The sequence below is a fragment of the Trueperaceae bacterium genome (assembly GCA_036381035.1).
In the GTDB taxonomy this organism is placed as follows: Bacteria; Deinococcota; Deinococci; order Deinococcales; family Trueperaceae; genus DASRWD01.
This window is the reverse complement of the sequence record DASVDQ010000164.1, coordinates 1-21,468: the sequence shown is the minus strand read 5'-3', so window position 1 is coordinate 21,468 and position 21,468 is coordinate 1. Positions and strand designations below refer to the sequence as shown.

Sequence of the window (21,468 nt, the reverse complement as noted above, 5' to 3'; positions counted from 1 at the left end):
GGTGATAGACGTCGCGCGTGGGAGGCCTCCGGGTGCCTCTCACGCGCGACAGCGCGCGCATGGTCCAGTACCTGACAAGGCGACTCATCGGCCTCGTCTTCGTGCTCCTCGGCATGACGGTGGTCATGTTCGTGATCGTGAGGCTGATCCCCGGCGACCCTGTCCGCGCGGTCCTGGGGTACGACGCCACCACCGAGATGGTCGAGGCGTTCCGCGCCGAGTACGGGTTGGACCGTCCAGTTCACGTCCAGTACCTTTCGTTCCTGTCGGGGCTCCTGCACGGGGACATGGGCGTTTCCATCACGTCGGGGGTGCCCGTCGTCCAGGACCTCGCGACCTACCTGCCGGCCACCGTGGAGCTGGCCATAGCGAGCGTGGTCATCAGCCTCGTGCTCGGCTTCCCCTTGGGCGTGCTGGCCGCGGTCAACCGCGGCCGTGTCGTGGACAGGCTGGCGACGACGACGTCGCTCGTCTTCATCGCCACGCCCGTCTTCTGGTTCGGGCTCCTGCTGCAGCTCGTCTTCTACCGCGTCCTCGGCTGGCTACCCTACGGCGGCCGCATCGGGGACCTGCCGCCCGAGTTCGTATCGCACACGGGCCTCTTGGTGATAGACGCGCTCATCAACCGAGACCTAAGGGTGCTGTGGGACGCCCTCAGCCACCTCCTCCTCCCCGCCTTCTCCCTCTCAGCGCTGTTGATCGCATCGGTCGCGCGGACCACCAGGATGTCGCTCGGGCAGTCTTTGTCAGAGCTCTACGTGCAGACGGCTCGCTCCAAGGGCCTGGCACGCCGCGTGGTGATCTTCAAGCACGCCTTGAGGAACGCTCTCGTCCCGATCGTCACCCTCGTCGGCCTGAGGATCGGCGAGCTGCTCGGCGGGGCCGTGATAACCGAGACGATCTTCCAGTGGCCGGGCATCGGGTCCTACGCGGTCCGTGCCATCTCGCACCTCGATACGTCGGCGATCCTCGGGTTCTCGATCGTCGCCGTCACTGCCTATGCCGTGATCAACCTCGTCGTGGACATCGCGTACATGTTCCTCGACCCCAGGATCGGTACGCGTTCGTGAGGTGGCGCCGAGCTCTGGCGGCGCTGAGGGAGCCCTTCGTGCTCCTCAGCGCACTGTGGCTCTTGCTCATCCTCGCAGCGGCCCTGCTCCCCCACATCGTCTGGCCTGGCGACCCCTTCACCATCAACATGTCGGCTCGCCTGGCGGCGCCGAGCTTGGAGCACCCGTTCGGCACCGACGAGTACGGCAGGGACCTGCTGGCGCGGGTCGTCTTGGGGACCAGGTACTCCCTTGGCACAGCGGTCGGGATGGTGCTCGCCGCCTGCGTGATCGGCATGGTCGTGGGCGCCGCATCGGCTTGGATCGGTGGTTGGGTCGACTTCGTCGTCATGCGCCTCGTCGAGCTGTTCATGTCCTTCCCGGCCATGATCCTCGCCATAGCTCTAGTGTCCGTTCTGGGGGCCAGCCTCACGAACGCGGCCCTGGCGATACTCCTCATCTGGTGGGGTCAGTACGCGAGGATGATGCGCTCCGAGGTCTTGCGCGCGAGGAGCGAGCTGTACGTGGAAGGCGCGCTCGCGCTCGGCTCCCGCAGCGCTCGAGTGCTGCTCAAGCACATCGTGCCGAACACGTTCTACCCGGTGGCCGTGAAGGCGACCATCGACGTCGGCGTGGCCATCCTGCTCATCGGCGGCCTCAGCTTCATCGGTCTGGCAGCGCAGCCGCCTCTGCCCGAATGGGGCCTGCTCATCAGCGCTGGCAGGCGGTACCTGCTCAGCTACTGGTGGTACGCGGTCATGCCGGGTGCCGTGATGTTCCTGACCGTCGTGTCGCTGAACATCTTCAGCGACTCTGTCCTGGGGAGGTTCGACCCGAGGTCCCGACAATGAGCCGCCGGCGTGTCGCCTTGATGGGCTGCGGGGGCACGATCTCCGCTTCCGCGCGAACGCGAGGCTTCGTCGTCGCAGACCTGTTGACCGCGGCCTACGGGATCCAGGAGCAACTGCCACCGGACCTAGCGGTCTCCGCCTGGGACTACGACCTGCGGTCGAGCACGGAGTGGTCCCTTGCCGACGCCTTCGAGCTAGTCGAGGCCGTAGCGGCCACCGTCGAGGCGGGCGACCTGGTCGGCGTGGCGATCACCTTCGGAACCGGGACCCTGGAGGAGGTCGCGTACCTGGCGCAGCTCACGCTCACCCCTAGGGTGCCCGTCGTCTTCACGGCCTCCATGTACCCGCACGGCCATCCGCGCAGCGACGGCGCCGCCAACCTCCTCGACGCTCTCCTCGTCGCGGCCAGCGACGTACCACCGGGGGTCTACGTCGTCCTCCAGGGCGAGATCCACGACCCCGGGGCGGTCGCGAAGGTGCACGCCTCGGACATGCGGGCCTTCCGGAGCCTGGAGCTAGGGCCCCTCGGCCGCATCGAGGATGGCCGGCCATGGCTCCTCAGAACGCCGAGGACAACGCGCTCGCTGCGCCCGGCCGCGCTCAACGCCCGAGTCGAACTGGTGAAGTGCTACTTGGGCATGGGCACCGCGCAGCTCAGGGGGCTCTTTCGCGAGGGCACCGACGGACTGGTGGTGGAGTCGCTGGCGTCCGGCCAGGTGCCTCCCCACCTGCTCGAGCCCCTCGCCGCGCTCAGCGGCGACGGGGTCGCAGTCGCTATCAGCACCCGCTGCCCCTCGGGGAGGCTGCGCCTCCACGAGAGCTTCCCGGTGGGCTTCGCGGGGTCGGAGAAGGACCTGCTGGGGATGGGCGCCTTGCCTACCTTCGAGCCCGGCACGAAGGCGCGCATCAGGCTGCTCGTGGGTCTGTCCGCCGGGCTGACGGGCGATGAGCTGGCCGCTTGGCTCAGGGACGGGGACCCGAGGACGGCGTTGGGGAGGCAGGAGGCGTAGGCCGCCGACCGCGTTCTCGATGGGCTGCTCTCGGAGAGTGCACACGGCGGAGCCCCACTTCGGTCGGTGGCTGCACCGTCGGCCGCCCTAGGTGGGCCGCTGCCTAGGGGAGCTCCATCCCTGAGTTGGACGCCCCGCTGAAAGGGCTCCCCCGCCGATCGGCGGGGGAGCCCGAAGGGTGCGTGCTGGACGCTACCCGCTAGAGGCTGTCAGGGAACCCGCTGGTCGCAGCTGCCCGGCAGGTTCAGCAGGTCGCCGCCGTTGGCGGCCTCGAGGTCCGCGATGGGGTCGTACTGCGGGACGCCGTTCGGGGTCGCGGCGAGTAGGGCGATGTCGCAGTCGATGTTCTCGCTGGGGCCGGTGCCGCCGTCCGAACGCCAGGTGTTGCCGGAGAACGTCATGAGCGCGCCGTCGACCACCCAGCCCTTCGTCCCGTACACCTTGTTGTTCGAGATGGTGCCGGTGGTGCCAGGGGTGCCGCCGTTGATGTAAGCGGGCTGACGCAGGGCGAAGACCGTGTTGCCGTCGATGAGAAGGCCACTGAGGCCGCCCTGTATCTCGAGCGCCCTGGTGATGTCCGAGTCGCCGGCCTGCCACTGCCCCGAGAAGATGTTGTTCCGGATCGTCACGTCGTCGGCGCCGATCTGGACGAGGTTGTGGACTCCCGCCTTGTCGGTCTTGACGAAGGTCAGGTCCTCGACGACGGTGCCGGCCCCGCCGGCGGGGATGTACAGCACGTTGAAGCCGGAGCCGCTGGTCTCGATCACGGCCCCCGGCTGGCCGGTGAGCGTGACCCTCTTGGAGACGGTCGTGGTGGTCGTGATCGTGTGCGTGCCGCTGGCGATCTCGATGGTCGCGCCGGGCAGCGCCGCGTCGATGGCCGTCTGCAGGCTCATGCCCACGCCCACCACGAAGCGGTTCTGGGCGACGACGAAGCCGTTCACGTCGGCGCCGAGCTTCTGCACGTACGACCTCTCGGGCGTCGCCAGTCCGTTCGCCAGCGCCACCGCGCCCGACTCCGTGCGCATGTAGAACGTGAAGGCGTCGCCGTCCGCACGGAAGTCCGGGTTCTTCACGACGTGGGTGAAGCCCTGGAGCCGCAGGTCCTCGACCGCGGCGCCGGCGGGGCCGGCACCGGTATCGGAGTACACCTCGACCGGCTCGGCGAAGGTGCTGGCCGTGTCGACGTGGATGCCGGAGACGCCGTTGATGCCGCCGAACGGGGTGGAGTAGAGGCCGACGCCTCCCCAGTCGTTGCCCAGCGTGCTCACGCCGAGGAGCGCGACGTTCCGCGAGCCGGAGATCGCGATGCCCACGCCGGCGGTGCCTTGTCCGTCGGCGGTGACGCGCGTCAGGTACGCGCCGTCGACGCCCAGCAGGTCCACCTCGCTGCGGCCGAACCCCTTGACCGTCACGTCCGTCATGGCGAAGTTCGTGAGCACGGGGTCCGTGGTCGACGGGTCGTCGTCGACGGGCTGGGGAGAGACCTTGACGCCGTAGTTCGCGCTGAGGCTGAGGCTGGGGTCCGTGCCCTCGATCGTCAGGTTCTCGATCGTGACGTCGTCCGCGCTCACCTCGACGCCGTAGCCGGTCGTGCTGAGCCTGACGCTGACGCCGGCCTCGCTCTCGCCGCGGAGGGTGAGCGGCTTGTCGATGACCAGGTGGTCGCCGTCGTAGTCGCCGTTCCTCACGAAGACGGTGCCGCCAGAGGCGACCGCGTCGATGCCTTCCTGGATCGTGTCGAAGGGAGCGGCCGCGCTGCCGTCCCCGCCCGGGCCGGCGGAGGCGTCGACGTAGACGAACCCGTCGTCGAACGTGGGCTCCGTGCTGGCCTCGTTGCCCGAGGGGTCGAGCGCGACGGCGGAGATCCCGCCGACGGGGTCGACCGCCAGCGTCGTCGTGAACTCGTCGCTGCCGGGAGCGAACACGATGAGCGAGACGGTCCCCGACACCTTGGCCGGGTCGGTCGAGGCCATCAGCACCGGCCCGTCGTAGATCTCGACCGACGCGATGCCGAAGGCGTCGGAGGCGGTGCCGGTGACTACGCGTGTGGCCGGGTCGAAGCTGTCGAGCGTGACGGTCGGCGGCACCAGGTCGACCGCGACCTCGCCCCCTACCGCCGCCGGGCAGCTCAGGCTGAAGCCGGCCCCGCCGTGGAACGGCAGGTCGCCGGTCGCGTACGCGGTGCCGTCGAAGAGCAGGCCCGTCACGTGGCCGTCCACGGTGACGTCGCCCGTGCACGCGGGGTCGACGGTGAGCCTGATGCCCCTGACGCTCGACGGCCCCGCGGCGGCGTTCGTCACCGTCCCGTAGGTCGCGGTGAAGTCGCCGACGGGCACCTGCAGGTAGTCGGTCGGGAAGTCGGAGTGCCCGTTCGCCATCACGACGAGCATCAGGTCGAGGACCTGGCCGGGGGTGGCGACCGCGGTCGGGTAACGGGGGACGAGGATCGCCTCCTCGAGGACCGACCGCAGGGTGACGAACACCGACGGGACGACCGCTACGTCCTGCGACCGCTCGTCGTAGGCGACGACGTCGCCGTCCGCCCTGCCGAACGACTCGAAGCGGTACGGGTTGCCGCTGCTGGGGAGGTTGACGGTGGCGGACTCGCTGCCGGGGGTCAGCGTGATGAAGCCGACCGCTCCCGACGGCGCCGCCGTGTACGTGCCGCCCGAGACGTCGAACGAGACGGCGTCGCCGTCCTTGTCGTAGACGTGGACCTCGACCGAGCCCGCGATGGAGCCGTCGTCGGGGTCGTAGGGGAAGCCCTGGGGCGTGAGCTGGTCCCCGCCCTCGACCGCCTCGCCGCCGAGGTCGACGGCGACGGTAACGGCGAGCATGCTGGGGTCCACCGGCAGCTGGGGGCCGCCGCACGCGCTCAGCAGGAGCGCGAGCGCCAGGAGGGCGGCTGAGGATGCTCTGATGACGTGCTTCACTTGCACCTCCTTGGGGGTGCTTGCTGGTTCCGGTTCATCGCCGCGCGGCCGCTGCCGCCGCGGGTGACTCCCCCGGCAGCGCTTCTCGCGGCTCGTCGCGACGCTTGTCGGCTGGCTCGACCGATGCGCCCTGTCCGCGGTGCTCCCGTCGGCTCACCGCGGCGCGTGGTCGCTGGTCCTTCCGGTGCGTCCTGCCCGCCTTGTCAGGCCGGGCGTCAAGGTCTTCCTCGCATGTGTCCCCCCTCACGGGACCGTGAGCACGAGGCTCGCGGTCCCCTGGTTGCGGCTGAAGTCGGAGGCGTAGACGGTCACCTCGTGGGTGCCGGGCGGCAGGTCGAGGAGGGCGACGAAGCCCGTCCCTCCGCCCGGGAACGAGACCACCGGCACGCCCTCGGCGTCGGCGGTCTCCTCGTCGCTGGAGGCGAGCAGGACCGGTCCGTCGTACACGTCGAGCCTCACGACGCCGAGGTCGTCGTCCGCGACGCCCGTCAGCGCCTTCTGAGCGGGGTCGAACGCCAGCGCCGACACCTCGGGCGGGGTCATGTCCACCGCCACGTCCGTGGCGAACGGCAAGCGCAGCTCGGCCGTGACGACGCCCGGGTGGGCCCGCGAGCCGAGGATCACCAGGCCCTCGGCTTCGACCTTGGCCACGACGTCCCCGCCTGACCGCGGCCCCGCCTGGAGCCTGACGCCGAGGCCGCTGGAGGCGATCGTCGTGGCGTTCTCCACCTCGTAGGAGGCCTCGTAGTCGGCGGGAGGCACCACGAGGTCCTCGCGTGCGGGCGGCATGACCGTCAGGAGCAGGTCCAGCGTCTGGCCGGGCAGGAGCGCGTGTACCGGCGTTCTCGGGTCGAGGCGCGCGTGCCCGAGCAGCCCCGCCATGGTTATCGCCACGGCGTCGTCGCGGCCCTTGAGGGCGACGCGGGACGCCTCGCCGAACGCCAGGAACTCGCCGCCGGCGCCGTAGCCGCTGGCGGCGAAGGTGTAGGTGCCGCCCCGCGGCAGGAACATCGTCACGGGCGCGGCTCCGGGCTCGAGCGTCAGCTCGGTGACGGAGCCCTCGGCATCGGCCTCCAGGGACCCGTTGAAACGCACGGTGTCGCCGTGCTGGTCGAAGACCTCGACCCTGACCGCGACGACCCCGAGGGCGCCGTCGGCGTCCACAGGGCCGCCCACGACGCTGAGCCCGACCTCGACGAGGTCGTTCGGCACCGGGTGCACGCAACCCGCGGCCACGAGGGTCAGGAGCGCCGCACCGAGCAGCCGCGGCAGGTGGCGCCGCCCGAGCGCGAGGACGCTGAACTTGACGTGAGAAGGCGGCCGAGGCCGCGAGCTAGCACGAACCAACTTCGCTCCCCCCAGATGACGCGTGGCCGGGGCCGGGCGAGCCGGCCCCAGGGCACGAGGAAGATAACAAGCGCGTGGGCGCCGTCCGCGCCTGACGCCCGCCGGGGACTACACAGGCGGGCAGTGGGTGCCCGTTGGCGATGCACGACACGGTCCCGAACCGCTCTGCCAGTCCTGCTGATTCGCACCGTCCCCCGCCGACGCGTGGCAGGACCCGACGGGCGCCCCGTGCGGACGCTCGTGTCTCCAAGCTGCGGATGTGAACCGCCCCCTCGTCCGCTCTGACCCCCGACCGCCAACCCGACCGGCGGCCACGCGGAAAGACTCGGTGGCGACCATACCGGCGGCCTCTGACGGGAATGTCACGGGCGGCGGACGGGTCCGTCCAGGAGGGGGCTCTTGACACAGGCCAGGGTCAGGGCACGCCCTCGGCCCTCGAGCTGCCCGCGGTCACCGAGTCGAAGGTCTCCGCTACGGGAGGTGGCACGAGCGCGTCTACGTGCTTTCGCACCGGCGGATACCGAGAGAACGGAAGGGCTTGGGCTGTGTTGCGCAGGTATCCTTGTCCTCTACGGGTGCGAAGGTGAGCGGTTCTTCACGCCTTGCAAGCTGACCGCCCGACGAAGCGTTCGACCGATCTCCAAGTCTTGGCGCCTGTGGGCATGCCGCATGGCACCTTGGGCCCTGCTACGCGGGCTCGCGCTAGCCCTAGCAGCTCAAGTCTCTGCCGGACCCGCCCTCAGCAAGTAGGTCGTACGCTCCGCGTGGACGCCTGGTTCCGCGGCCACAGCGATCACGTTCTTCGCGACGAAACCCGCACCGCGCGCCAGCAGGAACCAGCCGAAGACCGGCCCGAGCGCCACGCTGAGAGCGAGCCTCGAGACCAGCGCCTTGCTCGTGGTACCGGTAACACTCTGGAGGGCGGTGAGGAACTGCTCGCGCGTGATCTTGCCGCGGCGCCACGCGACTGCGAAGGGGTAGAGGCTCGCGAACGCCGAGAGAGTCAGGCCGCCGCCTGTAACCTCCGCCACCGAAGGGAGCTGCCACAGCATCTCTTCGAAGTTCTCCTCTGTCACTGCCATGACCTCCGCGTGACGGATGCCACTGGCCATCACCATGTCGTCGCCGGCGAACTGCGAGGCGACCTCGTCGGTGGTCATGACTGGTACCTCGGGATAACGGGCCAGCGCTCGCGCGATGTAGCTCGGGTCGTCGGTGGCCTTAAGGCTTACCAGCACCTCGCTCGTGCCGTCCGGGCTTACGAGAACCATGTCGGAGCCCGGGGCGGAACGGTCGTCGTGCAGGCGGGCCGACTCGCCGGTCGAGCCGAGATTGATGCTCCTTTCGACCATGGCCTCGAAGACCTCGCCCTTGATCAGGTTCATCATGCCGTCGAGTCGCTCTCCGCTCAGTTGGCGCATGTAGTCGCCCATCTCGTCCGGCGTGGCGTCGGACAGGTCTGGCACGCCGCGCCTCACGGCCCCGAGGAACAGCTCACCCAGCGGTCCGTCGAGGCGCTCCGCCTGCCTCGCCATCAGCCAGTTCATGCCAACGAACACGAACAGGTCGCCGCGCAGTCGAGCTTCGTCAACCACAACGTCGCCGGTCAGGAAAGCCTTCACCCTCTCGGCGACTATGCGGAACGTCTGTGGCCTGAGAACGCCCCTGAGGAGCGACCATTGCTGCTTCAGCATCCCACTACCGATGTTCCAGCCTCGGGAAACCTGCTCCCGCAGTGCTCGGCTTAGGGCATCGCCGTCGTCAAGTCGGCCGCCGGCCGTCTTGATGGCATCGAAGGCGACCCAGAGTACTGAACCGATCACGACAGTGGTCGCATACTCGGCGAGGAACGTCGCGGCGCCGCCCAGCACGGGGAAGAGCGCCAGAGCTCGCCAGAGGAAGGCGAAGATCTCCTTGAAGAGGAGGCCCGCGCTCACCACGGTCATCGAGGCCGCACCGACGGTCTTGATCAGCTCCGCGGGGCTCGAGACCGAGAACCCCAGGAGTCGGGCGATCTTGTAGGCCATGTAGGCCTCGAGGGCCAGCGCCACGAACAGGCCGTAGCCTATGCTCCCCGGCACCGCCGCCATGGCGGCGTTCATCAGCGCGATGATGGTGATGGTCCGGCGGACCTCGACCTCGGTCAAGTCTCCGCCGAAGTCGAGAAGGCCCTTGAACGGCTCGAAGACGAAGCCCCGTACTAGCGAGGAGGAGAAGATGGTCTGGAGGCCGCGCCGGTACTTGTCCAGCCACGAAGCTGCCTCATCGAACATCGCCCGCGATGCGCCGCTGCGGGCGGCCATCCTTTCGTCTGCAGACGCCCGGGCGGACCTATCTGGAGCCATGCGCTTCCCCCCCGACTCTCAGGTCTAGCGGGCGCGACCGTAACCACGCGTCTCTGACGGGCCTCTTACGTACTAGGTAGCACGGCTCTAGGCGCCACCACTCGACCACGACGTCATCCAGTCAGCTTCGCCCACGTCGATCCTCGAGAGCGTGGACCCGCAAAACCCCGGCGGCTGCCGGGGAAGAACCGAGGCGCATAGGGCGAGAGCGAGCAGCGGGACGCCGCAGGCGAGTGCGGAGAGCATGGGTGTGGCGACTCGCCCGGACCCTTCGTGCGGCCCAGTCCTCAATGGCGACGCTGGGGTTCCGTTCGGCGCGTGAAGCTCGCGGGTGCAAGTGCCAGTCTCGCTCGGTGTCGCAGTAGGCTCGTCTACCCGGGCGAACGGCCGCGACGAGTCGGGCCTTCGTCCGAAGCTTCAACCTGCCGCCTGTGGCGCCTATACCAACCGGCTCCAGACTCCTACCGAGATCTGGGCCTTCACCGCGTCCTGATCCGCACCAGCCTGTCCGTACCCGACTCGGCGCCCCACACCTCGCCCGGCCGTCCGTTGAGCTGCCGCACCGCGGCGCCGGGGCGGTCGCTGGGGAAGGCCTGGAAGGCCCCCGTCGCCGGGACGAACCGCACGATCGCGTTCGCGCCGAAGTCGGAGAGCCACACGACGTCTTGGTCGTCGACGTAGACCGCGTAGGCCTGCGGCCGGCCGCCGGGCAGCGGCCACGTGCGCCACGAATCGTCGGCGGGGTCGTAGACGCTGACGGCGCCGGCGTTCCACTCGCTGACCCAGACGCGGCCCCGCGAGTCCGACCAGACGCGCCGGGAACCCTGGCGGGGCGTGGGCGGCTCGATCACCGTGGCCTCGCCGGTGCCAGAGTCGACGCGGGCGATGTGGTTGCCCGCCAACGACGCGTAGTAGACCTCGCCGCTCGGCGTGGCCGTGATGCCGTAGGGGCCGCGGCCGCGCGGCGCGTCGAAGACGCTCGTCTCGCCGGTGGCCGGGTCGAGGCGCCCGTACACGCCGCTCTGGCCGGTGAACCAGAGCACGCCGCTGCCGTCGAACGCGGCGGTGTTGAGGTTCGCGTTCGGCCTGTCCTCGGGCAGGCGGAAGACGGTGACCTCGAACGTCTCCGGGTCCACCCGCACGATGGCGTTCAGCCCGCCGTCGGTGATCCACGGCGCGCCGTCCGGCCCGACGATCACCCCGTGCGGCCGCGAGCCGTCGCCGAGGTCCACGAGGCGCACGTCGCCCGTCTCCGGGTCGAGGAGGCCGAGCTGCCCCGCTGCCTGCGCCGTGAACCAGACGCCGCCGCCATCTGGGTCGGGGGCGACGTCGTGCGGGTGCGTGCCGGCCGGGACGGGGAAGTAGTCGACGCTCTGGGCGCCGGCCGTGCCGGCCGCGACGAGGGCCGCGGCGGCCAGGACTACGGCCGCGCGGGGCAGGAAGAAGGCACCGACGACGAGAGCGGGGCGTGCGAGGGCCGGCGTGGGACCAGCGGCGGGCGCAGGTGAGTGCCGACCTGGGGTTCTGGGTGTCGCCATGGCCTCTCCTTCCTACCGGGCGTCTGGTGCGCCACCGTGCCTAGCTGGGGCAGTTCGGCGGAGTCGCTCGTTCGCATACGGGGCGCACGTCACTCGAGCTGCACCGGCCGCAGCCTCCCATGGACACCCTTGGAGATATCTTCCCTGTTCACCGGCAGGTTCAGTGTCACCAGCCACGGTGCCTGGTGGCGAGCGATGAAACGGGCGAGGACGCCTTGCGCGTTCACGAAGTTCCTAGCGAGCATCGTGTGCGTCGCCGCTCGCGACTGCGGGAGGCAGATCACCCTGGCTCGCGAGGCCACGAGGGCCCTCTTCTCGGCCGGCCTGTACCGCGTCCGCACGTCGGATGTCACGATGACCAGACCGTCACGGCCGACGCGCGGTATCCAGACCGGGTCGGGCGCCCCCCTGAGCCCAAGGTCGTTGGCGCGGACGAACTGAACTCCAGCCTCGACCAATACGGCCCTGAAGGTCCGTCCATCCAGGTTCTCTTCGATGTAGGAAGGCACGACACCTAGGCGGCGCGTTCGTAGAGCACCGCGCTCTCGACGACCTCGACCGGAACCTGGTAGTCGTCGGCCACGGTCCGCACCGGCTCGCCCGCGTCGACGCGGGCGGCTACGACGGCCGTGCGGACAGCCGTGTTCGCGAGCGTCGGCTTCCCGAAGGCCACGAGAGGAGAGATGGAGATGGGCTTCTGCCCCTCCACTCGCTCCACGCCCCGGAAGTCGGGGTAGAAACGCACCGGCAACCTGCCTGCGTCGCGATCAAGGCGGCTCAGGTACCTGTCGACGATCTGCCGGATGGCAAGCTGCCCACCCAAGGAGAGGCCGATAAGTTCGCCTAAGTGGCCGATGAAGATGTCGCGACCGAAGGTGCTCAGGTCCTCATGCAGCAGCGGACGTTCTAGGCCCAGCTCTCTCTTGGCGTACCTGACAGCATCACGGATCGTGCTGAGCTTCACTCCATGAACCCGACGGAGCTGGTTGACGGCATGCAGCTCGAGAAGGTCGAAGAAGCTCAGGCCTCCCTCGTGCGTTGCGATCACCGGCTCATACCCGTCGGCGCGGCGACCCTGCGCCCACCACCTGACCGTGCTCTCTGGTGCGCCTATGTACTTCGAGGCCGCCGCGTAGGAGTACAGCGGGATGTCCCCGGGCTGCGCGCCTCCGTAGAACCTCTGGATGTCGTCGCTGGGGGCGGTGATGGTCACGGCAGCCTCCTCTCTGGCTCAGTGTCGACCGGATTCTAGGTCGAGCGCGATAGAGCCGGCATCGGCGGTCTACCTATCCCCCTTGCGCATGAGACTAGATGAAGTCGACCTGCGTGGGTGCTTAGCGGGGGGCTCAGAGCCCACGCACGACCGCCCCCTAGACTGCCGTGCGTCGCACCGCGGGGTGGCCGCGCTCACCGCCGAGGCGAGCGGGCAGGCATCCCGGGCGGGCGTGCGAGGAGTGGGCAGTGGAGCGACGGCTTCAGCAGCCGGACCGTGCGGGGACCGACGCGTCGTGCGGGGAGCCCGCGACGCGCCGAGGCGAAGCGGCAGGGCCGCGCGCGTCTCTTCGGGTCGCGCCTGCCATCGAGCCGGCGTCCCGGCCCGGCGGGCGCGTCGGGGAGCTCGCTTCGCGCCGGACGGCGCCGCCACGGGAGCCCGCGACGGTCCGCGGCGACCTCCTCGCCATCGGCGTCTGCGCCCTGCTCGCCGCCTGCGGGGGCGACCAGCCTCCCGCCGAGCGGCCGGGCGACCCTGACGGCGCCGTGATCGCCGTGACGGCTACCGGCGGCGAAGCCGGCGGGTCCGAGTGCACGCTGCGGGACGCGATCGCCGCCGCGAACCGGGACGCCGCGGTCGGCGGCTGTCCGGCCGGTTCGGGGCCGGACGTCGTCGCACTGCCCCAGGGCGCGACGGTGCTCCTCGCCGACGTCGACAACGACCTCGACGGCCCCAACGGCCTGCCCTCGGTATCGTCCGCGGTCACCGTGCGCGGCTCCGGAAGCGTCGTCGCGCGCGACCCCGGCGCCGCTCCCTTCCGGTTGTTTCACGTGGAACACGGGGGGAGCCTGAGGCTCGAGGACGTCACGCTGCGCGGCGGCCGCACCGAGGCGCACGACGGCGGCGCCGTGTACGTGGCGGGCGGGGAGCTGGCGGCCGTGGACACGACGTTCGAGGACAACGTGGTCGGCCAGGGCCGGTGGGGCGGTGCGGTCTACAGCGCCGGCGGGATCGTCGTCCTCGAGCGCGTCCTGATGCGGGGGAACTCGGCGCCGGGCGAGCTCGAGACCGACGTCGGCTTCGTCCCAGGGACAGGGTCGGCCGTCGCGAACGTCGGAGGCGAGCTGAGCGTGACGGAGAGCGACCTACGGCTCAACGGCGCCCTGATCTCCGGCGAGCGCGGCGTCATAGCGGCCATCGGCCTCGATGCCTACACCGAGGTGATGGACACCGCGATCGTCGAGAACGACGCCCTGGGCGTCTACAACGAGGGCGAGCTGCGCCTGACCCGGGTCGAGGTGGCCCGCAGCGCGAGCCTGGCCTTCGGCGGCGTCGTCAGCACCGGGGTCGCCTTCCTCGACGACGTCGCGCTCAGCGCGAACAGCGCCGAGGCCGTGAGCGGCCTCGCGAACTCCGGCTTCATGCGGGCCAGGGGCGTCGAGGTGACCGGCCACGAGACCTTCGAGGGCGCCACGGGCGTGCTCAACGAGGGGATGATGGAGCTCACCGACTCGAACGTCAGCGGCAACGTCGGCCAGCCTGGCACGTCGGCGGGAGGCGGCATCACGAACCGCGGCCGCCTGACCCTCCTGCGCACTCACGTCTTCGGCAACAGCGCGGAGCGGGGCGGCGGCGCCTGGAACGAGGGCGAGCTCGTCCTACTGGCGAGCGTCGTCGACGACAACGAGGCCGAGCTGGGAGGGGGCGTCTACAGCCTGGGCACCGTCGAGCTGCGCGACGGCTCCGTGGTGGGCGGCGAGGCGGGCAACCGCGCCTCCGACCGGGGAGGCGGCGTCTACGTCGCCGACGGCGAAGAGGGCGAGCGCCTCGTGCTCGCCGGCGGCAGCGCCGTGCGCGGCAACCGCTCCGGCACCGGCGGGGGCGTGTACGCCGAGGCAGGTCTCGAGCTCGGCCTGTGCCCGACGTGCGCCATCGAGGGGAACGTCGCGGACGGCGGCGCCGGCGGCGGGATCCACGCGCCCGGGCTCGGCTTCGGCAGCATCTTCGCCCCCGCGATACGCGACAACGAACCCGACGACGTCGCTCCCGGCGTGCTCGTCTCGCTGCCGGTGGCCGCCAGCGCCGACGACGCCGAGGAGACGGCGGAAGATGTCGCGTCGCCGCCCCGCCCGGCCGGCGACGTCGCGACGGGACACGAGCGCCTCGACCTGCGCGCTGACGAGGCGCTGGGCGTGGAGCAGCTCGTCGGGCTGAGGTTCCTGGGGGTGCCGGTGCCTCCGGGCGCGACGGTGGTCGACGCCAGGATCGTGCTCACGTCCGCGACGAGTGGCGACGGCCGGGCCGCCGTAGACGTCGGCGTACAGGACGCGGCAGCGGCAGGGGCGTTCGCCGAGGAGCCCTTCGACCTCTCGTCGCGGCCTATGCTCGGCGCCACCCGTTGGGAGCTCCCGCCCTGGCCCGGCGCGGACGAGTCGGGGCCGGCGCAGGCCTCGCCGCCGCTGCGCAACCAGCTCCAGCAGCTCGTCGACGCGGACGGCTGGGCGGCCGGCAACCCCGTCGCCGTCGTGCTAGCGCCCGCCGGCGGGGACCCCGGCGCCTCACGGACGGCGCACTCGTTCGACGGCGACCCCGCCAAGGCGCCGCGCCTGTGGCTGCTGTACTACGAGCCCGCCGCGGCGCCCTAGCCGAGAGCGCCCGAGGCGGGGGCGTGCGGCCCGGCGGCGGAGGCGGACGCCCCGACCGCGCGGAGCCCGCCCCTCACGCCTAGAGCCGGCGACCACGCACCCGCCGCAGACCGGCGCCGCCGCACGCGCCGGGGACTGGCGGCGCCGCGACGCGCCGCAGACCGCCGCCGCCGCACACGCCGGGGCCCGGCTCATGCGCAGCCAGCCCGCGCCTCAGGCCGGCGGCGCCGTGCTCTCGCGCACTATCAGGTCGAGCTCTATGACCCTCTCTACCGGCGCGGGCTCACCCTCCCGCCGCGCCACCTCGGCGAGGAGCGTCTCGACGGCCACCCGCGCCACCTCGGCGCGCGGCACGCGTACGGCCGTGAGCGCCGGCCTGTAGAACGCGGCCCAGGGCGGGTCGTCGAACGTCACGAGGGACACGTCGCGCGGCACGCTCACGTCCCGGTCCTTGAGGCACTGCAGGACGGCGCCGGCGATCAGCTCGTTGCCCGCCAGCACGGCCGTCGGCGGCTCGGGCCCCGCCAGCAGGCTTCCCATGGCCTCGTAGGCGGCGTCGAAGAGGTGGAAGCCGTGGGCCTCGAGGCCCGCTTCCGGCTCGATGCCCGCCGCCCGCAGCGCGTCGCGGTAGCCCTCGAGCCGCTCGCGGGCGTGCCACAGCTCGGTGGCGCCGGCGATCATCGCGACGCGCCTGTGTCCCAGCCTGAGCAGGTGCTCGGTCGCCCGTCGCGCCGCGTCCCTGTCGGCCAGGTTCACGCGCGGCGCGCCGAGGTGGCCGTTGGCGCTGCCGAGCAGCACCACCGGGAGGCCGGAGGCGACGATCTCCGCGACGAGCGGCTCGCTCGAGGGGGAGGGGGCGGCGATGATGCCGGCGACGCGGTTCTCGACGAGCGTCCGCAGGTAGGACTGTTCCGCGAAGGGGTCACCGGCCGCCGTCCCGACGAGCGCTTGGTAGGAGTGCCGGGCCGCGGCCGCGTCGACCTCGCGGGCGAAGGAGGCCGAGTGGGGGGCGAGCAGGTAGGAGACGACGAGGCCTATCGAGCGCGTCCGGCCGAGGCGCAGGGAGCGGGCCAGCAGGTCCGGCCTGTAGTCGAGGCGCCGCGCCGCGTCCAAGACGCGTCTCGCCGTCTCGGCGCTGAACGACCCGTAGCCGCCGAGGACCCGGCTCGCCATACCGACCGAGACCCCGGCCTCGCGCGCGACGTCTTTCAGCGTGACGCGCCTCCACCTGGCAGCCGCCACTCGTCACCCCCTAGTCAGCCGCGACGGCTCACGCCGCGCGCCTCTCCGGCACCCCAGCCGGACCGACCCGCCGCCGCAGACCCCCATCCCTGCGCCCGAGTTTCCCCGCACCATACTGCGCCGCCCGTCGTGGCGGCTTCACGACCACTCGTTGACCCACCGGCTCCTGATCTCGGTGCTCGAGATGTCGTGGCGGAACTCGCCCTCTGGCAGGGCCTCGAAGAGGTCCCTGAAGCCCTCCGGCACCGCGACCTGAGCGAGCGTGCGGTAGGCGCCGCCGGTCTCGCGGCCCGCCACCAGGAAGCGGCAGCCGCGCGCCCGCACCGTGTCGAGCGCGGCGTGCATCGCCACCGGGTCGCCGTCGTAGAAGCGCGTGTCCACGACCCTCTCCGCGGTGTCGACGCCGACCACGAAGACGCTGCCGGGGAAGAGCTCGGCCTTCTGCGCGAACAGCGGCGCCCGGGTGAGGGCTATCAGCGCCCGGCCTGCGAACTGCAGCGCCCGCTTGCGTGCCACGACCAGCTCGATGGGCGCCTTGGCGGCGTTCAGGAGGGGCAGCTCGAAGAGCGTGGGCAGGCCCGTGTGCCGGGAGGCCGCCTCGGCGAGGCCCCAGTGACCCTCGTGCACCGGGTTGAACGAGCCCGAGAGCACGGTGCGCGCGCCCAGGCCGCCGCCGCTCGTCACGCGCCCCTCCGGCGTCACCACGGCCATCGGGCCCGCTCCCCTGGAGACGGCCTCGAGGAGCTCTGTGGGGCGGTACTCCAGCCGCAGCTCCTCGCTCCCGGCGAGGGGCAGCGCCGGCGTGCCGAAGACACCGCAGGCGTCGGCCACGGCGCCCAAGATCACGCGGCTGACGAGCTCCTCCTCGCCCTCGCGGTCGCGCGCGCCCTTCTCGATCGTGAGCGCGTAGGTGACGCTGCCGAGCCCGTCGCGCACCGCGCAGGCCACGCGGTGGTCCCCGCGCTTGGCGCGGTCCGTGGCGATGGTGGCCGTGCTGCCGAGGCCGAACACGGGCAGGCGCCGGTCCATGGGCGCCTCCGCCGCCGACCTGGCCGCCGACGGCGCCACGGGCCCCTGCGAGGCGCTCTCGACGAGCAGGCGCTGCCGGGCGTGCCGCTCCGACCGCGAGCGGTACTCGCGCGCCAGACGGTACGCGGCGTCCGCCATGAGGCGGGCCACGCGCCGCGACGTGAACCGCGCCGGCATGAAGCCCAGGAGCTGCCTCATGCTCTGCTCGTGGTAGATGTCCACGGCGGCCATGACCGTGCGGCTCGACCCGCCGACGCCGTGCAGCCAGGCGAGCGCCAGCGAGCCCGCGCCGGCGAAGGCCAGCACGCCCGAGTGGGGCGTGGCATGCACGCGCGTGACGAGCTCCTCGAGCCGGCTGTCCAAAGGCATGCCCGACCATGATGGCATCATCGCCGCCCGCCCGGCCATGCGGCGGGCGGGGTAAGTTCGTGCCAAATGACAGCCATCGATCACCTCGAAGGCGTAGGCACGAGCCGAGTCCCCACGTCCCGGCTCGAGACGTTCGTCCTAACCTCCGGGCCGGAGGACGGCGTGCCCGTGCTGCTGGTGCACGGGAACGCCTCGAACAGCACCTACTGGGAGGAGGTGATGGTCGCCCTGCCGCCCCGGTACAGGGCCATCGCGCCCGACCTGCGCGGCTACGGCGAGACCGAGGACGAGGTCATCGACGCCACCCGCGGCTCGGCGGACTGGGTCGACGACCTGCTCGCGCTCAAGGAGGCCCTGGGCATCGAGCGCTACCACGTGGCCGGCCACTCGCTGGGCGGGTTCGTGCTCTGGCGGCTGGTGGCGGAGGACGCGGCCGACATCCTCTCGGTCACGCTCGTGGCGCCCGGCTCCCCGTACGGCTTCGGCGGGACGAGGGACCCGGAGGGCACCCCCACCCATCCCGACTTCGCGGGCTCGGGCGGCGGCCTCGTCAACCCGGAGATGGTGCGCCGCATGACGGCGGGCGACCGCGGCACCGACGACCCCAGCTCACCGCGGAACGTCATGAACGCCCTCTACTGGAAGCCGCCGTTCCGCGCTCGGCGCGAGGAGGACCTCCTCACGGGGATGCTGAGCGAGAAGATGGGGCCGGACCGCTACCCGGGCGACTCGGTGCCGTCGCCGAACTGGCCCGGCCTGGCTCCCGGCGTGCACGGGCCGATCAACGCGATGGCGCCCAAGTACCTCGGTGACTCGGTCGAGAGGTTCGTGAGCGCCTCGCCGAAGCCGCCCGTGCTGTGGGTCCGCGGCGCCGACGACCAGATCGTGTCGGACACGTCGCTCTCCGAGGTCGGCTACCTCGGCAAGCTGGGCCTGTTCCCGGGCTGGCCGGGCGAGGACGTCTACCCGCCGCAGCCCATGGTCGGCCAGACGAGGGCGGTCCTGGAGCGCTACGCGGCGGCCGGCGGCCGGTACCGCGAGGTGCTGTTCGAGGAGTGCGGCCACACGCCGTACATCGAGCACCCCGAGCGGTTCATGGCCGAGTTCACCGCCGTGCTGGCCGAGGGCGACGCGGCGCTGGGCTGAGGCTCGGGCCGAGGAGGGCACGGGGCGGCAGGGCAGACCGGCCCCGCCGGAGCCAGCGGGGGCGCCTCAGCCCACGACGCGGTCGACGACCCTCTGCCAGGGGCGCCAGCTGGAGTGCCACTTGAGGTCGTGGCGCCGGTGTCCGGCGGGCGAGAGGAGGTGGCCGAGCCCGTCTTCGACGGCGGCGTGGCACTTCACGCAGACGCCGCAGGTCTCGCCACGGCGCGGCGTGAGGCAGAACCAGGTGAGCTCGAGCGTCTCGAGGAAGCCTCCCTCGAGGGCGATGCGGCGCATGTCGGCACGGGTCAGCTCGGCCAGCGGGAAGCTGAGGCCCGCGAAGAGGCCGAGGTCGGTGTCGAGCGCCTCATCCGAGAGCCGGTAGGTGGTGAAGGGTCGCTCACGCACCGGGCGCAGGTTGCCGTCGAGAAGCGCCGTGAGCGCGTCGTGGCGGTGGGAGCCCACCTCCAGCCCATCCAGGCCGGCGTGGCGGGCGTAGCGGCCCAGCCACTCGTAGTGCCGGCCCAGCTCGGCGCGGGCGTTGAGCCGCGCGAAGCGCTCCGCCTCCGCGTCGTCCTCCTGCAGCTCGTCGAGGCCCACCGAGGCCATGGGCAGGAGCCTGTCGGCCTGCTCCGGGCTCGCCTCGCGCACCGCGTCGCGCACCCGCCGCATGGCGTCGATCTCCATCTCCGCGTGCCGGCTCAACGGGTCGAGCACGTAGTGAGGGCGCACCTGCGCTCCCTCCAGGCGCAGGGCCGTGAGCGCGCGGAACGTGGAGCTCCAACCGCCGCTCCAGAGCAGGTGGACGGTGCGTGGCGCTTCTTCGCTCGTCATGCCGAACTATGCGGGCTAGGGGTGAGACGCGCGGCCGGGGCCGGTAAGAACCTTGAGCCCGAGCTCGCGCTGCCGTTCGCGGCCCGTTAACGCCTGTCGGTCTACGGTGCCGGCTCGATCGGAGGACGCCGCATGCGGAACACGCGTAGATGGCTCTCGACCTTCCTCCTCGTGCTCGGCTGCCTGGCCGCGTGCGCGCAGGCGCCCGGCGCACCGGGCGCGCCGAACGGACCCGACGGACCGGACGGACCCGACGGACCCGACGGACCGGGCCCCGGACCAGGGCCCGGTCCCGAGCCGCAGCCGCTGCACGACACGATCGCCTACGTCACCCGCGACGGCGACTCGATCCGCGCCATCGCGCCGGACGGCTCCGGCGACCGCGAGCTGTGGGCGCACGGCCTCGCTGACCCCGACGAGGTCTACGCCGCCTGGGGTCTGGAGTGGAACCCCAGCGCCACGCGCCTCGCGTTCGCCAGCACGCACGAGAACTGGTGCTCGTTGCTCCACTCAGACATCTACGTGGTCGGCGCCGACGGCACGGGCTACGGGCGCGTCACCCAGGCGCCGGCCTGCGCCGAGCTGGCGTCGTACCCGCAGGCGACGGTGAACGTGCCCATCGAGAACCCGAGCTTCGACTCGTACTTCGGCTTCATGTACTTCCAGGGCGCCTCCGAGGCGAAGGTCGTGAGCCTGCCGCCCATGGGTCACGGCGTCGTCACCTTCCCCGGGGTCGCCGACCTGTTGACCGGGTCCGGCGAGGAGGCGTGGCAGATGGCGACCCTCATCGGCGGGAACGGCAGGGAGCTGCTCTTCGACACGCTGGTCGACGTCCCGCCCGGCGGCACCGTCACCACGTCAGAGGCCCTCGTGACCTTCTCGGAGGTGCCGTGGGAGGCCCGCACCCCGACGTGGACGGCCGACGGCGAGGGGATCTCTTTCATCTACGCCTTCGGCTCGTTCTACGAGCTGCCCTACCGTCCCCCGCCGCTGGCGTTCGGCACCCAGCTCGTCCCGGACGGTGCCGCTGTGCCGGGATCCATAGACTTCCTTGAACGTGGGCCGACGGCGGGCACGGCGGACGAGCTGCTCTTCTTCGGCCTCGACCCCTTCGGCGAGCGGGGGATCTACCTGATGGAGGCGGGGTCGTCCTCGGCGGGCGAGCCGCTGGTGCCGGTCGAGGACCTCGACATGGTCAAGGGCATCGCCTGGCTGCCCGACGCCTCGGGGTTCGTCTACTCGGTCACCGAGGGGGACGTCTTCGAGGGCGACTACTCGGCGAACATGTACCTCTACGACCTCTCCTCGGGGACGGTCACGCCTCTCACCCACTACACGGGCCAGTTCGTGGGCGACCTGTCGGTCTCCGGCGACGGCTCGCAGGTGGCGTTCGAGCTGGCGTCACAGCTCGACGACCTGACCCAGAACCTCGTGGACCCCGACGTGTACGTGCTCGACATCGCCTCGGGCGAGACACACCTGCTGGTGGAGGACGCGTACTCGCCGGCCTGGAGCCGGTGAGGCCGCGGGCCTCCCGCGGGTTCGGCCAGGCGGAGCCTCGCGGGTCTGGGGATCGGGCGTCCCGAAGGGGGACACGAACGACGGCGTGCAGAGCTCCGAGCAAAGGGCGAGTTCTCCTTGTCGAGCTCCGCGTACAGGCGCCGGACGATGGCCTTGTTCTGCTCTGGCATGGACACGCCTCCCTTAGCGAGTCGAGACGATCGTGGTCCGAGATGCATCGCCCCTTACCGACCATGTGAACCGTCGGAACCGTCCTTCGAGAGCCGCAGTGCGAAGGACTCGCGGAGGATATCTCGTCGAACCCGTACCGCCACGGCCGGTGGGGGACGTGTGCCGGCCGGTCAGGAGCCGGCGGGGCCGAGCGGCCGCAGCAGCCTCATGCCGTTGAGGACGACC

At 71.4% G+C, this 21,468-nt stretch carries 15 protein-coding genes; 6 read left to right on the top strand and 9 right to left on the bottom strand.

What is annotated here, in order from left to right:
- The first annotated feature begins 32 nt into the window (after positions 1–32).
- The 3 genes from VF202_15815 to VF202_15805 are packed head-to-tail and all read left to right on the top strand — an operon-like array spanning position 33 to position 2,910.
- Positions 33–1,070 carry an ABC transporter permease gene (locus tag VF202_15815; protein HEX7041584.1) on the top strand — a complete coding sequence of 346 codons (1,038 nt, stop codon included), beginning with the start codon at positions 33–35 and terminating at the stop codon, positions 1,068–1,070.
- Between the two features lie 38 nt (positions 1,071–1,108).
- On the top strand, positions 1,109–1,900 hold the full coding sequence (locus VF202_15810) for an ABC transporter permease (GenBank protein ID HEX7041583.1): 792 nt from the start codon (positions 1,109–1,111) through the stop codon (positions 1,898–1,900).
- Positions 1,897–2,910, top strand: a complete 1,014-nt coding sequence (locus tag VF202_15805) for an asparaginase domain-containing protein (GenBank protein HEX7041582.1) — start codon at positions 1,897–1,899, stop codon at positions 2,908–2,910. Before VF202_15810 ends, VF202_15805 begins: the two co-directional genes overlap by 4 nt.
- A gap of 209 nt (positions 2,911–3,119) precedes the next feature.
- Here the strand turns inward: VF202_15805 and VF202_15800 are convergent, their stop codons facing one another.
- The 6 genes from VF202_15800 to VF202_15775 form a co-directional block, all read right to left on the bottom strand.
- On the bottom strand, positions 3,120–5,846 hold the full coding sequence (locus VF202_15800) for a hypothetical protein (GenBank protein ID HEX7041581.1): 2,727 nt from the start codon (positions 5,844–5,846) through the stop codon (positions 3,120–3,122).
- Positions 5,847–6,089: 243 nt separating this feature from the next.
- Positions 6,090–7,082: a hypothetical protein gene (locus tag VF202_15795; protein HEX7041580.1), complete on the bottom strand. Its 993-nt coding sequence runs from the start codon at positions 7,080–7,082 to the stop codon at positions 6,090–6,092.
- 827 nt (positions 7,083–7,909) lie between these two features.
- Positions 7,910–9,466, bottom strand: a complete 1,557-nt coding sequence (locus VF202_15790; protein HEX7041579.1) for a hypothetical protein — start codon at positions 9,464–9,466, stop codon at positions 7,910–7,912.
- Positions 9,467–10,017: 551 nt separating this feature from the next.
- The gene (locus VF202_15785) at positions 10,018–11,076 is read right to left on the bottom strand and encodes a hypothetical protein (GenBank protein HEX7041578.1); all 1,059 of its coding nucleotides are present in this window, start codon (positions 11,074–11,076) and stop codon (positions 10,018–10,020) included.
- Positions 11,077–11,165: 89 nt separating this feature from the next.
- The gene (locus tag VF202_15780; protein HEX7041577.1) at positions 11,166–11,585 is read right to left on the bottom strand and encodes a hypothetical protein; all 420 of its coding nucleotides are present in this window, start codon (positions 11,583–11,585) and stop codon (positions 11,166–11,168) included.
- A 5-nt stretch (positions 11,586–11,590) separates the two neighbouring features.
- The gene (locus VF202_15775; GenBank protein ID HEX7041576.1) at positions 11,591–12,289 is read right to left on the bottom strand and encodes a DUF433 domain-containing protein; all 699 of its coding nucleotides are present in this window, start codon (positions 12,287–12,289) and stop codon (positions 11,591–11,593) included.
- A 545-nt stretch (positions 12,290–12,834) separates the two neighbouring features.
- Here VF202_15775 and VF202_15770 point away from each other — a divergent pair.
- Positions 12,835–14,934 (top strand): hypothetical protein, encoded by a 2,100-nt coding sequence (locus VF202_15770; protein ID HEX7041575.1) that lies wholly within the window; start codon positions 12,835–12,837, stop codon positions 14,932–14,934.
- A 213-nt stretch (positions 14,935–15,147) separates the two neighbouring features.
- On the opposite strand, the gene VF202_15765 is transcribed toward VF202_15770, so the two are convergent.
- On the bottom strand, positions 15,148–16,176 hold the full coding sequence (locus VF202_15765; protein ID HEX7041574.1) for a LacI family DNA-binding transcriptional regulator: 1,029 nt from the start codon (positions 16,174–16,176) through the stop codon (positions 15,148–15,150).
- A gap of 138 nt (positions 16,177–16,314) precedes the next feature.
- A complete protein-coding gene (locus tag VF202_15760) occupies positions 16,315–17,574 on the bottom strand; it encodes a hypothetical protein (GenBank protein ID HEX7041573.1) in 1,260 nt (419 codons plus the stop codon).
- A 66-nt stretch (positions 17,575–17,640) separates the two neighbouring features.
- On the opposite strand from VF202_15760, the gene VF202_15755 reads away from it, so the two are divergent.
- Positions 17,641–18,720, top strand: a complete 1,080-nt coding sequence (locus VF202_15755) for an alpha/beta hydrolase (GenBank protein ID HEX7041572.1) — start codon at positions 17,641–17,643, stop codon at positions 18,718–18,720.
- A 66-nt stretch (positions 18,721–18,786) separates the two neighbouring features.
- On the opposite strand, the gene VF202_15750 is transcribed toward VF202_15755, so the two are convergent.
- Positions 18,787–19,551 (bottom strand): hypothetical protein, encoded by a 765-nt coding sequence (locus tag VF202_15750; protein ID HEX7041571.1) that lies wholly within the window; start codon positions 19,549–19,551, stop codon positions 18,787–18,789.
- Between the two features lie 132 nt (positions 19,552–19,683).
- On the opposite strand from VF202_15750, the gene VF202_15745 reads away from it, so the two are divergent.
- The gene (locus tag VF202_15745) at positions 19,684–21,072 is read left to right on the top strand and encodes a hypothetical protein (protein ID HEX7041570.1); all 1,389 of its coding nucleotides are present in this window, start codon (positions 19,684–19,686) and stop codon (positions 21,070–21,072) included.
- Positions 21,073–21,468 lie beyond the last annotated feature (396 nt).